Below are 14,724 nucleotides of genomic sequence, written 5' to 3'. Positions count from 1 at the left end.
CACCCCTACGGCCGGACGGTGACCGAGACGGACAACGTCTGGTTCACCAACCTCTCGATGAACCTCAACCCGATGCACTTCAACGAGGCGTACGCCGCCGAGACGGAGTTCGGCGAGCGCCTCGTCGACGGCACCTTCGTCATCGCCTTAGCGGTCGGGATGAGCGTCATCGACGTGTCGGCGAACGCGACCGCGAACCTCGGCTACGACGCGATCCGCCACCACGCGCCCGTCTTCCACGGCGACACGCTGTTCGCGGAGTCCGAGGTGATCGAGAAGCGGGAGTCCTCCTCCCGGGACCACGTCGGCATCGTCACCACGGAGCTGCGCGCGTACAACCAGAACGACGAGCTCGTGCTCTCCTTGGAGCGCACGCCGATGGTCCTAAAGCGTTCGCACGCCGAGCCGAGCGCGGCGCAGCCGACGGGCTGGCCCGAGGGCATCGGCACGCAGCCGGAGGACTTAGAGTGACGCCCGCGCCCTCCGGTCCGGCGGCGCCGACGCTCGACGACCCGGTGCCGGCGACGCGGCTCGGCGGCGAGCTGCCGTTCGCCTCGCCCGAGGAGGCGGCCGCGCTCGTCCCCTCCACCGCGACGCTGCTCGTCTCCGGCTTCGGCGGCGTCGGCTACCCGAAGCTCGTCCCCGAGGCCGTCGCCGCGGCCGACGAGGAGCGCGAGCTCACCGTTATCTCCGGCGGCGGCGTCGGCGACGAGATCGACCGCGACCTCGTCGAGTCCGGCGACATGGCCCGGCGCTATCCGTTCGTCCCGAACGAGACCTCGCGCGCGGCGGCCAACGACGGGCGGATCCAGTTCCACGACCGTCACATCTCTCGGCTCGCCGACGAGGTGCGGTTCGGCGGCCTCCGCGCGGGCATGCGCGGCGAGACGGTCGCGGTCGTCGAGGCGGTCGCGGTCGGCCCGGACTGGCTCGTCCCCTCCACGTCGATCGGGCACACGCCCGCCTACGTCGGCGCGGCCGACCGGCTCGTCGTCGAGGTGAACCGCGCGCAGCCGCTCGACCTCGCCCGCGTCCACGACGTCCACGTCCGCGAGGACCCGCCGAACCGGGGGCCGATCCCCCTCGACGACCCTCTCGGCGAGACGGACGGGCCGGCGGTCCGGTTCGACCCCGAGAAGCTCGACGCGGTCGTGGAGACGGACCGACCGGACGACCCCTACGAGTTCCGCGAGGTCTCCGCCACCGACGAGGCGATCGCGGCGAACCTCGGCGAGTTCCTGGAGGCGGAACTCGACCGGAACCCCCTGCTGTCTGACGCGGTGAACCTCCAGTTCGGCGTCGGCAGCCTCGGCAACGCGCTGATGGGCGCGCTCGCGGACGTCGACTTCGGCGACCGGGACGTGGCGTACGTCGGCGAGGTCGTTCAGGACGGCCTGCTCGACATGCTCGACGCGGGCGACCTCCGCGGCGCGAGCGCCACCTCGCTGGCCCTGTCGAGCGAGGGCCAAGAGCGACTGTTCGCGGACGTCGAGCGCTACGCCGAGGACGTGGTGTTGCGCCCGGCGGACGTCTCGAACGCGCCCGAGCTCGTCGACCGGTTCGGCGTCGTCGGCGTCAACAGCGCCGTCGAGGTGGACCTGTACGGCAACGTGAACGCGACCCACATCGGCGGGACCCGCGTCGTCAACGGCATCGGCGGCGGCGGCGACTTCGCCCGCAACTGCCGGCTCGGGATCGTCGCGCTCCCCTCCACGGCGGTCGGCGGCGACGTCTCGCGGGTCGTCCCGCTGACGCCGCACGTCGACCACTCGGAACACGACGCGAGCGTGGTCGTCACCGAACACGGCGTGGCCGACCTCCGGGGGCGCTCGCCGCGCGAGCGCGCCGCGGAGCTGATCGCGGTGGCCGACCCCTCGTTCCGCGAGGACCTCGACGCCTACCGCGCGCGATCCGAGAGCGGCGGCGGCAACACGCCCCACCATCTCCCGTCCGCGTTCTCGTGGGAATCGACTGATACGTAACCGGCCGAATTCTGTTTTTCCAACTCGCAAGCGGTGAAATCTTTCGGAAAGTAACTCGCTCCGTAGTATCGTTTCTCGGCTGATACCCTCGCTTTCCGTCAATTCTCGGGCGCGACGATACCCTTTTACGAATACACGATATGCCTAAACCTACATGGTAGATAGTGACAAGACGACTCGACGCGACGTTGTGAAGGGCGCGGCCGCGATGGGCGCCGTGGGACTCGCCGGCTGTTCCGGCGGCGGCGACGGCGGCGACGGGGGCGACGGCAGCGGCGACGTGACGGTGACCATCGGCGGGACGTCGACCGGGAGCTCGACGCAGGCCGCGGGCCAGGCGCTCGCCCGCGCCGCCTCCCAGCACAGCGACTTCCTGAACATCTCCGTTCAGGAGACGCAGGGCTGGACGGCGAACCTCTACGCGTACGACAACGGCGACATCCCGGCGATGGGCGTCGACAACAACTCGCTGTCGAAGGCGCTCAACGAGGAGGGGCCGTTCGCCGAGGACCCCGTCGAGACGCTCCCCGACCAGGGCTTCCTGTTCACTTCGCTGCAGATCCACTGGGTCGGCCTGGAGGGCAGCGACGTCGAGTCCGTCGCGGACCTCCGCGAGGGCGGCTACACGATCTACCCGATCCAGCCCGGCTTCGGGACGCGACTGCTCACCGAGGAGATCCTCAAGGAGGCCGGCATGTGGGAGCCGAACGAGATCCTCAACGTCGACACCGGCGACATCCCGGGCGCCGTCGAGGAAGGGCGCGTCGACGCGCTGTGTCTGTACGGCGCCAACGGCGTCAACCTCTCCGGCTGGTGTCAGGAGGTCGACGTGCGGAGCGGCGGCGGCCTGAACCTGCTCGAGGTCGACGACGAGTTCCGGCAGGTCATCGAGGACCACCCGGGCGCGATCTTAGAGGAGATCGAGCCGTACGGGTACGAGCAGGAGGTCACCGCCTACACCGACACGATGACGACGTGGTCGCTCGCCGGCCAGTGGGCGTTCAGCCCGGACATCCCGGCCCGCGCCACCGAGGAGATCTGCCGGCTCGCCATCGAACACGAGGACACGCTCCGCGAGTCCGACCCGACGACGCTGGAGTACTCGCCCGAAGCGATGACTCAGACCGTCATCTCGGACATCGACATCCACGCCGGCGTGGCGAACTTCTTCGAGGACAACGACGTCTGGGACGACTCCTGGAGCCGCGGCGACGAGTAACCCCTACCCGACGAGCCGTACCGCGCGGAAAACGCCACTTTCACCCGTAACACACGCCCCCACCCTTCCGACGGATGGCAACTAACCCAGACACCCCGACCGATCCGACCGACGCGCCAGACGCCCCGGTACCCGACGACAGCCTGCTCGGCGACGAGGACTCGCTCGACCTCGCCGAGGGCGACCGCGGCCGCAAACAGCTCTGGCTGTACCTCCTCTCGTTGCCATTCTGGACGCTCGTCGTCTTCGGTCCCACGGTGATCGCGCCCGCGCTCCTCGGCGCCGAAATCGCCGGATCGGCGGCGATCCTCGGCGTCGGCGGACTGATCGGCGTCGCCGGGGTCGCCGGGGCGATCCTCTGGCTCGGGTCCGGTATCGAAGAGCGGCTCCGCATGGCGCTCGTCTCCTACTCGATCCCGTTCTGGATGATCGTCATGTGGTACTCGTACACCCAGCAGATGCCGCGCGGGCAGTACGCGGTCGCGTTCCTCGGCGGCATCCTCGGGCTGTACGTCCTCTCCGAGCTCGACGAGCCGCTGATCGAGGGCAACTGGATCGAGACGGCGCTGCTCCTCGTTTCCGGGCTGATCTCGCTCGGAACGAGCGGGTACCTCTTCTTGAACTACCAGCAGGTCGCGATCGACACGGTCGGGCGCGCCACCGAGGCGCAGATCGCGATGGCGTTCGCGTTCACGCTCGCGATCATTTACCTGACGTGGCGCTCGTTCGGGATCACGTTCCTCGCGGTCGTGCTCATCGGGATCGGTTACGGGCTGACGGGACCGTACATGCCGGGCGCCCTGAGCCACGGCGGCCTGAGCCCCTCGCGGATCCTCCGGATCCTGGTGGTGAGCGTCGACGGGTTCTACGGGTTCCTCACCCGGCTCGTCGCGGCGTGGATCGCGCTGTTCCTGCTGTACGCCGGACTGTTGAAGGCGTACGGCGCGTTCGACCTCATCCTCCGGCTGGCGGTCCGGTCGGCGAAGTACGTCGACTCGGGGATCGCCCAGACCGCGGTCATCGCGAGCGCGGTCATCGGCTCCGTCAACGGGAGCCAGACCGCGAACGCCGGGATGACCGGCTCGTTCACCATCCCGCTGATGAAGGAGAACGGGATCAAACCCGAGACCGCCGGCGGGATCGAGGCGGTCGCCTCGACCGCCGGGCAGGTGCTCCCGCCCGTGATGGGCGCGGGGGCGTTCATCATGGCCTCGCTGATCACGGGCGTCACCTACGTCGACGTCATCATCGCCGGGCTGATCCCGGCGGCGGTGCTGGTGGTCTCGATCGCGATGGCCGTCCACTACGTGGCCGCGCCGCAGATCGACGACCCGGAGATGAGCGGGCTGATCGACGAGCAGATGGACCGGGGGACGGCGCTGCTGGAGTCGGTGAAGTACGGCGTGCCGCTTTTCATCCTCATCTACGTGCTGGGCGTGCTCCAGTACACGGTGATGACGGCCGCGCTGTACACCGCCCTCTCGATGATCGCCTTCGGGATCGGTATCCCGCAGGTTCAGGCGGCGATCAACGGCGAGAGCAACCGCGAGGCGCTCGTCGATACGCTCGAACAGACGGTCGACGGCTTCCGCGAGGGCGTGATCGTCGTCGCGCCGGTGACGATCATCCTCGCGGCGATCAACGGCGTGGTCGACATCCTGATGGCGACGGGCGTCCCGACCGCCATCTCGCTCACGCTGCTCGACCTGTCGGGCGGTATCGCCATCATCGCGTTCGTGCTGGCGATGGTCATCTGTATCATCCTCGGGCTCGGCATGCCGACGACGGCCGCCTACACCGTCGTGGCGCTGCTCGTCGCGCCCACGCTGATCAGCCAGTTCGCGGTGCCCGAGTTCGCGGCGCACTTCTTCGTGTTCTACGCCGCCATCCTGGCCGGGCTGACGCCGCCGATCGCGACCTGCGTCGCGGTCACCTGCGGCATCTCCGGCGGCGGGTTCTGGGGGAGCTGTAAGGAGGCGCTGCGCATCTCCGCGCCGCTTTTCGTCCTCCCCTTCGCGTTCGCCTACCACCCCGAGCTCGTCTCCGGGACGTTCGGCTACGCCTCGCTGTCGGCGGGCGCGCTCGCGATGCTCGGCTCCATCGCGATCATCCACGGGATCAACTACCGGTTCGCGTTCGGTCGCGGGCAGACGTTCGGACTCCGGGTCGCGTTCTTCGTCGCCGGCGTGGTGGCGATGGTCCACCCGATGCAGATCGTTCAGGTCGGTGCGCTGGCGGCCGTCCTCGCCCTGTACGCGCTCCAGACCGTCATCGGCCGGCCGAACCCGCTCCGCACGCTGCGCGGCGCGGCCGGGACGCTGTCCGGTCGAAAGCGGTAGGGCGGCGATCCGTCGGCGGTTCTTCTTAAGTTAGTTGAGGGGGTGAGTTTGACGCGCCGGACGCGCTTCGATACGACCGAACGGCCGTGCTGCGGGTTTCTCCGGCGAGGACCTAGTCGCTCATTTATAAATGACTGATAACGGATCGGCGGTGAACGCCGCCAAAGCCCCAGTCGCTCGGCTATACGCAGCTGTCAACACAGCTCCGGAGAACACCGCCAAAGCCCCAGTCGCGAGGACCCGATGCGCTCGCTGCGGTCCTCGGTCGGTCGCTGACGCTCCCTCGCTGCGGTCCTCCCGTCGCGCGTCTTCGCCCTCGCGACGTGGCGCGTAGCGCCACGGGCAACCGGCGGCTCCGCCGCCGGTGACTGCCCCGTCGAGTCCCGCCCGATCGCACGGCGACCGCACCTCACGCCTCCCCAGCCTCGCGGTTCGCGCTCTTCGAGCGCTCACCGCGTCCCTCGCGTGTGCGACTCGCGGCCTTCCGGCCGCTCGCCGGCACGCGCCACCGCATCTACTTTATAAATGGCTCTTCTCGGACGGGTCAGTACGACCGCGGGAGGCCGAGGACGCGCTCGCCGAGGTAGTTCAGGGCGAGCTGTTGGGTGACGGGGACGAGCCGCGTCAGGCGGGCCTCGCGGAAGTAGCGCTCCACGTCGTACTCGCGGGCGACGCCGAAGCCGCCGTGGGTCTGGACCGCGGCGTCGGCCGCCTCGAACGCGGCCTCCGCGGCGAGGTACTTCGCGACGTTGGCCTCCGCGCCGGCCTCGGTGCGTTCGAGGTCGTCGAGGCGGTCCGCGGCGCCGTAGATCACCTTCTTGGCGGCCAGCAGGTCGGCGTACGCCTCCGCGAGCGGGTGCTGGACCGCCTGGTTGGCGCCGATGGGGCCGCCGAACACCTCGCGCTCGTTCGCGTACTCGATGCCGCGTTCGAGGGCGACCTCGCCGAGCCCGAGACACTCGGCGGCGATCACCAGCCGCTCCTCGTTGAGTCCGTCGAGGACCTGGTAGAACCCCTTCCCCGCCTCGCCGATCAGGTTCCGGGCGGGGACGCGCAGGTCGTCGAAGTACAGCTGATAGGAGTGGACCGCGCGGCTGGCGCTCTTGGGGATGCGCTCGATTTCGAGGCCGTTCCCGTAGGCGTCCTCGAGGTCGACGAGGATCATCGAGATGCCGCGAGTCCGCTTCTCGACCTCCCCGCGCGGGGTCGTCCGCGCCATCAGGAGGAGGTAGTCGCTGTCCTCGACCCGGGAGATCCACACCTTCTCGCCGTTGACCACGTACTCGTCGCCGTCGCGGTCGGCTTGCGTTTCCATCGCCGTCGAGTCCGACCCGGCGTTCGGCTCGGTGAGGCCGAACGCCTGAATGCGGGCGTCGCCGTCGGCGACCCGCGGCAGGAGGTCTTCCTTCAGCTCCTCGTCCGCGTACTTCACGATCGGGACGGAGTTGTAGATCCCGCCGTGGATCGACTGCGGGCCGGCGAAGCCGCCGCCGCTCGCGGCGATCTCCTCCATCATCACCACGGCCTCGCTCGTCGACATCCCGACGCCGCCGTACTCCTCGGGGACGAGCATGCCGAGCCAGCCGTCGTCGGCCAGCGCGTCGACGAACTCCGTCGGGTACGTCGCCGTGCGGTCGCGCTCGCGCCAGTACTCGTCGCCGAACTCGGCGCACAGGTCCCGGATGCTGCGCCGCACGAGCGACTGCTGTTGGGTGAGTTCGACCGAGTCGCGCCAGTCCTGTGGCATGGGTTCTCCTCCCGGTCGCGGCCCATAAGGATTCGTGAGCGGGCAGTACGCGCCGGCGGAATCGGCGCCCGGCCGGCGGCCGGAGCGCTCGCGCCGGCGCGGCCCGCGGTCGCCGTCCCGCCGCCCGAGGCCCGCGGTTGCCGGGACGGCACCGCTTATCAACCGGGACGTGGTGGCTGGCGGTGAATGGACCGCTCCTACTGGCGCACCGTCTCGCTGGTGACGCTGTGGCAGGTGTCCGCGAGCATCTGTTACTACACCGTCTTCGCCGCGACGACGTTCTTCCGCGACGAGTTCGGGCTCTCCCGGTTTCAGGTCGGGCTCGTCGTCACGACGCTCACCCTCGGCTACGCGCTGTTCCTGCTGCCGGTGGGGGCGATAACCGACCGCGTCGGCGAGCGCAAGACGCTCTCGCTCGGCCTCGTCGGCCTCGCCGCGGGGATGGTGCTCGTCGCCGGCGCGCCCTCCTACGCCCTCCTCCTCGTCGCCGTCTTCCTGCTCGGCTCCGTCTACAGCACCGCGATGCCGGGGACGAACAAGGCGGTGTACGACAGCGTCGAGCCCGGCCGACAGAACACCGCGATGGGGATCAAACAGGTCGGCGTCACCGGCGGGAGCGGGATCAGCGCCCTGCTCGTCACCGGGCTCGCGGGCTACCTCTTCTGGCAGGCGGGCTTCCTGATCGCCGCGGGCGTCGGCTTCGTCGTCGCCGGCGCCTTCGCGGTCCTCTACCGCGGCGCGGGCGGCGGGTCGACGAGCCGCCCGGACCTCCGCGGGCTGGCCGGCAACCGCCCGTACGTCCTGCTCGTCGTCGCCGGGCTGTTCCTCGGCGCGGCGCTTTTCACGACCACCGGCTACACCGTCCTCTACGTCGAGGAGTCGGTCGGCGCGTCGGTCGCGTTCGCCGGCACCGTGCTGGCGATCGTCCAGCTGTTCGGCAGCGGCGGGCGGCTCCTCGGCGGGTGGCTCTCCGACCACCTCCCCGGCGAGCCGCAGACCCGGATCGGCGCCATCCTCCTCGTCCAGACGGTCGCGAGCGCGGCGCTGTTCCTCGTCGTCGCGCGGACCTCGACGGAGGCGACCGCCGCGGCCGCGTTCGCCGCCCTCGGGTTCTTCGTGTTGGGGTTCACCGGCGTCTACTACTCCGTCATGGCGACGCTGGTCCCGGCCGACCAGATGGGGAGCGCGACCGCGGGCTGTCAGGTGGCGCTCACCTCCGGGGCGCTGTTCGCCCCGCCCGCGTTCGGCTACCTCGCGGACACGGCGACCTACCGCGCGAGCTGGACCATGCTCGCGGGGGTGTGTCTCGTCGCGGCCGTCCTCGTCGTCGCCGTCGTCCGGGCCGAGCCCCCGGTCGGCGAGACGGCGATGGCGGAGTGACTCGGTCTCGGCAACCGCGGCGGCTACCCCCGAGGTTATCACCCGACCCGACGAACCCCGGATTCACATGGACGCCGCCGAGCGCCGGATCGTCACGTTCACCGCGGGATCGCACGGGCTCGTCCACACCTACGAGCTGTCGATCCCGATCCTGTTGACGGTGTGGGTCGGGGAGTTCTCGACGACCGCCGCCGCGCTCGGCGTCGTCGTCACGCTCGGCTACGGGCTGTTCGGCGTCGGCGCGCTGCCGGGCGGGATCCTCGTCGACAGCTTCGGGTCGAAGCCGCTCATCCTCGCCTGCCTCGCCGGGATGGCGGGGTCGTTCCTCCTCGTGAGCCTCGCGCCGACGCTCCCCGTCCTCGCCGCGGCGATCGCCGTGTGGGGGCTCACGGCGAGCGTCTACCACCCGGCCGGGCTGTCGCTGCTCTCGACGTCGGTCGACCAGCGCGGGACCGCGCTCGGCTACCACGGGATCGGCGGGAACCTCGGGATCGCGCTCGGTCCGCTGGCGACGGCGCTGCTGCTCTTGGCGTTCGACTGGCGGCTGGTGACGGCGGCGCTCGCGCTGCCCGCTGTCGCCGTCGCCGCGTACGGGCTCACCGTCGATGTCGACGGCGCGGGCGCCGACGCGGCCGACGCCCCCGAGCCGGGCGTCGCGTCGGACGACGGGACGAAGGGGGAGGTCTCGCTGTCGTCGATCCTCTCGGACACGCGGCTCCTGATCGCCGGCGGGTTCCTGATCGTGTTCGCGTTCGTCACGTTCAGCGGGCTCTACTACCGGACGTTCCTCACGTTCCTCCCCGACCTCCTCGGCGACGTGCTCGGCGGGCTCGTCGACGTCCAGCTCGTCGACCCGTCGAGCCCCTACGCCGACCAGTTCGACGTGGGGCGGTACCTGTACGTGGCGGTCCTCACGGTCGGCGTGTTCGGGCAGTACCTCGGCGGCCGGATCGCCGACCGCGTCCCCCCGGAGTGGGGACTGATGGCGCTGATGGGCGTCCTCTCGGCGCTCGCGCTGCTTTTCATCCCCGCGACGGGCACGGTCGCCACCTTCGTCGCGGTGTCGCTCGCCCTCGGCGTCGCGCTGTTCACGGTCCAGCCGCTCTCGCAGGCGACGGTCGCCGCCTACTCGCCGAGCGAGGCGCGCGGCCTCTCCTTCGGCTACACCTACGTCGGGATCTTCGGGATCGGCGCGCTCGGCTCCACGCTGGCCGGGACGGTCCTCACCCGCGCCGGCCCCCGGGAGCTGTTCGTCGTCTTAGCGCTCATCGCGGCGCTCGGCGCGCTGGCGGCGACCGCGGTCACCCGGTTCGCGACGCGGCACGACTGAGCGTCGGCGGACGGCCGCTCCGCCCCGACCGATCAGCGCTCGACCCGCCGACGGCGCGGCGTTCGCGGGTCCTCGAATCCGGCGGGGATGTTTAAGGAGGCCGGCGTTCAACTCCGGCGTATGTACCACGTCCTGTTGCCGGTCGACATCGAGGCGGAGCGCGCGCTCTCGCAGGTCGGCATCCTCGAATCGCTCCCGGCCGACGCGGCCGAGATCGAGGTCACGCTGCTCCACGTGTACGAGTCCGTCGACGCCCCCGCCGACGAGGCGGGTTCGTCCGTCATCGACGACATCAACGAGTCGATCGAGGACCTCCGCGGGATCCCCGACTCGCTGGAGGCCGTCGAGGCGCGGCTCGACGACCTCGGTATCGCGCACGACCGCGAGCTCCACGTCGGCGACGCCGCGGACGCGATCCTCGCGGTCGCGGCCGACCGCGACGTCGACGCGATCGCGCTCGGGATGCGCGAGCGCTCGCCGGTCGGCAAGGCGCTGTTCGGCAGCGTCAGCCAGTCGGTCATCCTCAACGCCGACCGCCCGGTCATCGTCGGCAAGCCGTCAGACGACGAGTAGCCCGCGGACGCCCCGCCGCTCTTCGCCTCACTCCGCGGTCGCCGCGTCGACGAGGTCCGCCACGGACCGTCCGTCGAGCGACTCGACGACGCTCGCGAGGCGGTCGGCGTCGACGCCGCTGCCCGCGAGCAGCCCGGCCGCCTTCGCCTCCGTCTCTTCGGCCGACATCGGTTTCTCCGGCTCGCCGAGCGGGACGCTAACCGACGCCTCGCGCGTCTCGCCGCCGGCGGTCACGGTCACCCGCGCGCCCCACTCCTCGGGGAACCGCGCTTCGATCGCCGGGTCCGTCCCGACGCTCGTCGCGTCCATCAGCCGGCGGATCGCGGGGTCGTCCCACCGCGGGGGCTCGTCGAGGCGCCCGACGGCCCGCAGGAACGCCTCGGCGTCGGCGGTCCCCTCGACGAGCGCCAGCGCGGCCGCGAACGGCGCGGAGAACTGGCAGTCGACGAACCCGTCGGGGCGCCGCTTCGCTTCGATCGGCTCGCCGGTGAGCCGGACGCCGGCGCTCGGGATCGCGACCTCGATCGACTCGACCGCGTCGGGGTCGACCTCGGGGGCGATCTCCCGGAGCGCGTCGATCGCCGAGTGGAGGTAGCGACAGCAGGGGTACGGCTTCCGGCCCGTCTCCGCGACCGCGTCGCGCTCGCCGATCCGGTCGACGGCCGCGGGGTTCGGCCCGTCGGAGTAGCCGGCGAAGAAGCCGTGTTCGCCCGCGAGTGGGTCGGCCGCGCCGACGACCCCGGCGGCGGCGAGGTCGGTCGCCTCGATCCCGCGCCGCGCGGCGAGCCCGGGGTGGAGCCGCTTGTTCCACGCGCCGTTCGCGAGGAACTGGAGCGAGCCGGCGGCCTGACTCCCAGCGATCCCGAAGGCGTCGCGGAGCTCGTCGGCGTCGAGCCCGCGGACCACGCCCGCGGCCGCGACGGCGCCGAAGGTCCCGCAGGTCGCGGTGACGTGGAAGCCGCGGTCGTAGTGGGCGTCCGGTCCGACCGCCTCGCCGACCGTACAGGCGACGTCGTAGCCGGCCGCGACGCCCGCGCGGAACCGGTCCGCTGGCGTCGCCTCGCCCCCTGCCGCCTCACCCTCGGCCGCCGCGAGCGCGGCCGCGATCACGGGCGCGCCCGGGTGGAGCGAGGAGGGGAGGTGGGTGTCGTCGAAGTCGAGGCTGTGCGCGAGCGCGCCGTTCGCGAGCGCGGCGTCGGCCGGGGTCAGCCGCTCGCCGCTCGGCAGGAGCGTCGCGGTCTCGTCGGTCTCGGGGTCGGGCGTCGGACCCGCGATCGCCCGGACGCCGTCGAGGATCGCCGGGGTGGAGTCGGCGTGGGTCGCGCCGCCGATCGCGACGGCGAACCAGTCGAGGAGGTGCGCCGGGAGGTCCGGGCGGTCGGCGTCGACTGACAGGCAGTGGTCGACGATGCGGTCAGTTACCATGCCGGCGGGTCGTCACGGCCGGCAATCAAGGTTCGCTCCGCGGCAGACGAGCTGCGCGTCGAGCCGTCAGTCCGCGTGTTCGTCGTGGTCGTCGTCCTCGCCGTGTTCGTCGTGGTCGTCGTCCTCGCCGTGTTCGTCGTGGTCGTCGTCCTCGCCGTGTTCGTCGTGGTCGTCGTCCTCGCCGTGTTCGTCGTGGTCGTCGTCCTCGCCGTGGTCGTCGTGGTCGTCGTCCTCGCCGTGGTCGTCGTCCTCGCCGTGGTCGTCGTCCTCGCCGTGGTCGCCGTCCTCGTCGGACTCGTCGGACTCGACCTCGATCGTCACGGGTCCGTCGTTGTCGTCGCCTTCGGACGGAGATTCCGCGACGCCGTCGGCGGGGTCGAGCTCCTCGCCGTCCATCGACTCCAGTTCGCTCAGGGCGTAGCCGACGGCGTACCCCGTCGACCCGCCGATCAGCGCGCCAACGCCGGCGCCGATCGGGCCGCCGCGGGCACCGAGGACCGCCCCGGTGAACCCGCCGACCGTCGCCGCGCGCTCCGCGTCGCGCTCGGGGTCGCCGGACCGTTCGAACGGCTCTGTCGCGTGTGGGTCCGCGTCGTCGTGGTCGTGGGCGTCCATACCACCTTTTGCGGCCGCACGGGCGTATATCTCTCGCCGCTCAGGCCGTGTGTTTCGCCTCCTCGGGGTCCTCGACGACCTCGACGCCGCGGTTGTTGACCGCGTACGGGTCGAGCCCCTGCTCTTGGAGGAACTGCTTGTAGAGCCGCTCCGCGGTCTCGCCGTCCTTCTGCTTGTCGCTGGCGTGGTCGCAGAGCTCGACGAGGGTCTCCGGCACGTCGTTCTCGTGGACGATCCAGTGGTTGATCGTGTCCGACAGGCGGCGGATCGGCGAGGTGAAGTGGCCGTAGATGTCGAAGTTGAGCGCGTGGTGGCCGCCGAACGGGTCGTTCATGTACTTCGCGCGGGGCATCACCTTCAGCACGGCGCGCTGGATCTTGTTGAGCTGGCGCTCGGGCGACTCTTCGAGGGCGGCGTTGACCGCCTTCCGCGGGTCGTCGCCCCACGCGTCGCCGGGGATGGAGACGCCGTCCAGCTCCTGGATCTCTTTTAAGGCCTCGTTCCACTGGTCGGGGGTCGGCTGCGGGTGGACGCGGTACATGGCCTCGACGCCGCGGTCCCACATCAGCGTGTGCGTCACCGCCTTGTTCGCCTTCAGCATCGACTCCTCGATGATGGTGTGCGCGCGGTCGCGCCGGGGGTTCAAGACGAGCGAGCCGTCCGCCTTGCGCTGCTCGTGCATCCGGTCCGCGAGCTCGAAGGCCAGCTGGTTCTCCTCGCTCAGTGGCAGGTCGGGGTCGTCGAGCCGCTCCTCGCACTCGGAGTAGGTGAGCCGCTCGTCGGAGTTGATCACCGATTTGTAGATGTCGATGTCCTCGAACGAGAGCGTCTCCTCGTCGATCTCCATCTCGACGGTGTGCGCGAGCCGGTCCTCGTTCGGGACGAGCGAGCAGACGGTCTCGGCGAGCACCGGCGGGAGCATGTGGATCGTGTAGTCGGGCAGGTAGACGGTGTTGGCGCGCTCGACCGCCTCCTCCCACATCGCGGTGTCCGGGGTGACGTAGTGAGTCACGTCGGCGATGTGGACCCACAGGCGGTAGGCCCCCTCCTCCCGTTCGATCGAGATGGCGTCGTCGAAGTCCTGCGCGTCGACCGGGTCGGTGGTCCACGTCGTGAGGTCGCGGAGGTCCTCGCGCTCGTCGATCTCGGCTTCGATCTCCTCGTAGACGCCCTCGGTCCGCGCCTCCGCCTCGCGGAGGACCTCGCTCGGGAACTCGTCGCGGATCTCGAACTCCTCGAACAGCTCCTCGCGCTTCTCCGCGAGTCGGTCCGCGAGCGCCGGCGTGATCGTCACGGGGCCCTGGTCCTCGGCGGACCCTTGCTTCGGCTCGTCGTCTGACATACCTCCACCAACGCGGGTCCGTTAGAAAGGCCTGTCGGGCGGGGAGGCGCGGCGATGGCGGCGCGAGCGCCGAGCGCCCCGTCCGCGGCGAGGCGGACGGCGACGGACGCGCGAGCTGCCTCAGACGACCGCCGCGACCGCCGGCGAAAGGAGCAGGGCCGCGACGCCGAGCGCGAGGACGCCGAGGGCGATCGGCACCGCCGACGAGCCGACGAGCCGGAGCGCGGTCCGCCGCGCGCTCGCGTCCGAGACGACGAACGGGGAGCCGCCGGCGATCCGCGATTTCACCTCGCCGACGGGCGCGTCCGGGAACGCCTCGCCGTCGCCGACGACCGTCACCTCGTCGCCCGGGCGGAGGGTCCGCTGGACGTACCGGCGCCGCGGGTCGTCGCCGATCGTGAGCGGCCCGACCTCGTACCCCGTCTCCGTCCCGTCGACCTCGTCGACCGCGTCGATGAACCCCCGGACGCGCTCGGGGGGCTCCTCGCCGGCGTCGAGCTTGACCTTCTCGTCGACGCCGAGCGAGAAGGTCGCCGTCGCGGGGTCGACGCGGACGCCGGTTCCGCCGTCGTCGACCCGGAAGGGGACGCCGGCCTCGCCCCCGTCGATCGTGACCCACGACTGCCCTTTCCCCTGACTGCGGAGCTCGGACACGTCGTACTCGACGCAGAGGCACGGGCCGCCGCCGAACGGCGCGGGGAGCGTCTCGCCGTCGACCGCGGCGGCGCGGCCGCTGACTCGTATCTGCCGCTCCGCGCCGTCGGTCCCGTCA

The 14,724-nt window shown here is 71.0% G+C and carries 12 protein-coding genes; 7 read left to right on the top strand and 5 right to left on the bottom strand.

The window, feature by feature from the left end; genetic code table 11:
- From B9G38_RS08530 to B9G38_RS08515, 4 genes are all read left to right on the top strand, one after another.
- A partial coding sequence (locus tag B9G38_RS08530; protein ID WP_086220103.1) for a MaoC family dehydratase occupies positions 1 to 471 on the top strand: 471 nt, incomplete at its 5' end.
- Complete coding sequence (locus tag B9G38_RS08525) at positions 468 to 1,982, top strand: acetyl-CoA hydrolase/transferase C-terminal domain-containing protein (protein WP_086220098.1); 1,515 nt, start codon at positions 468 to 470, stop codon at positions 1,980 to 1,982. The genes B9G38_RS08530 and B9G38_RS08525, both read left to right, overlap by 4 nt.
- Positions 1,983 to 2,136: 154 nt before the next feature.
- Positions 2,137 to 3,201: a TAXI family TRAP transporter solute-binding subunit gene (locus tag B9G38_RS08520; protein WP_233127179.1), complete on the top strand. Its 1,065-nt coding sequence runs from the start codon at positions 2,137 to 2,139 to the stop codon at positions 3,199 to 3,201.
- 74 nt (positions 3,202 to 3,275) lie between these two features.
- Positions 3,276 to 5,540: a TRAP transporter fused permease subunit gene (locus B9G38_RS08515; RefSeq protein WP_086220097.1), complete on the top strand. Its 2,265-nt coding sequence runs from the start codon at positions 3,276 to 3,278 to the stop codon at positions 5,538 to 5,540.
- Positions 5,541 to 6,084: 544 nt separating this feature from the next.
- Here B9G38_RS08515 and B9G38_RS08510 read toward each other — a convergent pair.
- Positions 6,085 to 7,287 carry an acyl-CoA dehydrogenase family protein gene (locus B9G38_RS08510; protein ID WP_086220096.1) on the bottom strand — a complete coding sequence of 401 codons (1,203 nt, stop codon included), beginning with the start codon at positions 7,285 to 7,287 and terminating at the stop codon, positions 6,085 to 6,087.
- Positions 7,288 to 7,473: 186 nt separating this feature from the next.
- Between B9G38_RS08510 and B9G38_RS08505 the strand changes: the two genes are divergently transcribed.
- The 3 genes from B9G38_RS08505 (at position 7,474) to B9G38_RS08495 (ending at position 10,570) form a co-directional block, all read left to right on the top strand.
- The gene (locus tag B9G38_RS08505; protein WP_086220095.1) at positions 7,474 to 8,667 is read left to right on the top strand and encodes an MFS transporter; all 1,194 of its coding nucleotides are present in this window, start codon (positions 7,474 to 7,476) and stop codon (positions 8,665 to 8,667) included.
- Positions 8,668 to 8,734: 67 nt separating this feature from the next.
- Complete coding sequence (locus B9G38_RS08500; RefSeq protein ID WP_086220094.1) at positions 8,735 to 9,997, top strand: MFS transporter; 1,263 nt, start codon at positions 8,735 to 8,737, stop codon at positions 9,995 to 9,997.
- A gap of 120 nt (positions 9,998 to 10,117) precedes the next feature.
- Positions 10,118 to 10,570: a universal stress protein gene (locus B9G38_RS08495; RefSeq protein WP_086220093.1), complete on the top strand. Its 453-nt coding sequence runs from the start codon at positions 10,118 to 10,120 to the stop codon at positions 10,568 to 10,570.
- Between the two features lie 27 nt (positions 10,571 to 10,597).
- Here the strand turns inward: B9G38_RS08495 and B9G38_RS08490 are convergent, their stop codons facing one another.
- From B9G38_RS08490 to B9G38_RS08475, 4 genes are all read right to left on the bottom strand, one after another.
- Positions 10,598 to 11,995 carry an MmgE/PrpD family protein gene (locus tag B9G38_RS08490; protein WP_086220092.1) on the bottom strand — a complete coding sequence of 466 codons (1,398 nt, stop codon included), beginning with the start codon at positions 11,993 to 11,995 and terminating at the stop codon, positions 10,598 to 10,600.
- A 66-nt stretch (positions 11,996 to 12,061) separates the two neighbouring features.
- Positions 12,062 to 12,610, bottom strand: a complete 549-nt coding sequence (locus B9G38_RS18225; RefSeq protein ID WP_198945670.1) for a hypothetical protein — start codon at positions 12,608 to 12,610, stop codon at positions 12,062 to 12,064.
- 40 nt (positions 12,611 to 12,650) lie between these two features.
- Entirely contained in the window at positions 12,651 to 13,952 is a 1,302-nt protein-coding gene (locus tag B9G38_RS08480) for a ribonuclease R family protein (RefSeq protein WP_086220091.1), read from the bottom strand.
- 120 nt (positions 13,953 to 14,072) lie between these two features.
- Positions 14,073 to 14,724, bottom strand: a 652-nt coding sequence (locus B9G38_RS08475) for a GIDE domain-containing protein (RefSeq protein ID WP_086220101.1), incomplete at its 5' end; no start/stop codon positions are given.

Source organism: Halorubrum sp. SD612 (genome assembly GCF_002135005.1).
Note: the sequence above shows the minus strand (reverse complement) of the source record. Positions and strands in the feature narration are given on the sequence as shown.

Excerpts from the sequence above, each read along its gene's own strand:
- B9G38_RS08520 (WP_233127179.1), top strand. The coding sequence starts at position 2,137 with ATGGTAGATAGTGACAAGACGACTCGACGCGACGTTGTGAAGGGCGCG.
- B9G38_RS08515 (WP_086220097.1), top strand. The coding sequence starts at position 3,276 with ATGGCAACTAACCCAGACACCCCGACCGATCCGACCGACGCGCCAGAC.
- B9G38_RS08510 (WP_086220096.1), bottom strand. The coding sequence starts at position 7,287 with ATGCCACAGGACTGGCGCGACTCGGTCGAACTCACCCAACAGCAGTCG.
- B9G38_RS08505 (WP_086220095.1), top strand. The coding sequence starts at position 7,474 with ATGGACCGCTCCTACTGGCGCACCGTCTCGCTGGTGACGCTGTGGCAG.
- B9G38_RS08500 (WP_086220094.1), top strand. The coding sequence starts at position 8,735 with ATGGACGCCGCCGAGCGCCGGATCGTCACGTTCACCGCGGGATCGCAC.
- B9G38_RS08495 (WP_086220093.1), top strand. The coding sequence starts at position 10,118 with ATGTACCACGTCCTGTTGCCGGTCGACATCGAGGCGGAGCGCGCGCTC.
- B9G38_RS08490 (WP_086220092.1), bottom strand. The coding sequence starts at position 11,995 with ATGGTAACTGACCGCATCGTCGACCACTGCCTGTCAGTCGACGCCGAC.
- B9G38_RS18225 (WP_198945670.1), bottom strand. The coding sequence starts at position 12,610 with ATGGACGCCCACGACCACGACGACGCGGACCCACACGCGACAGAGCCG.
- B9G38_RS08480 (WP_086220091.1), bottom strand. The coding sequence starts at position 13,952 with ATGTCAGACGACGAGCCGAAGCAAGGGTCCGCCGAGGACCAGGGCCCC.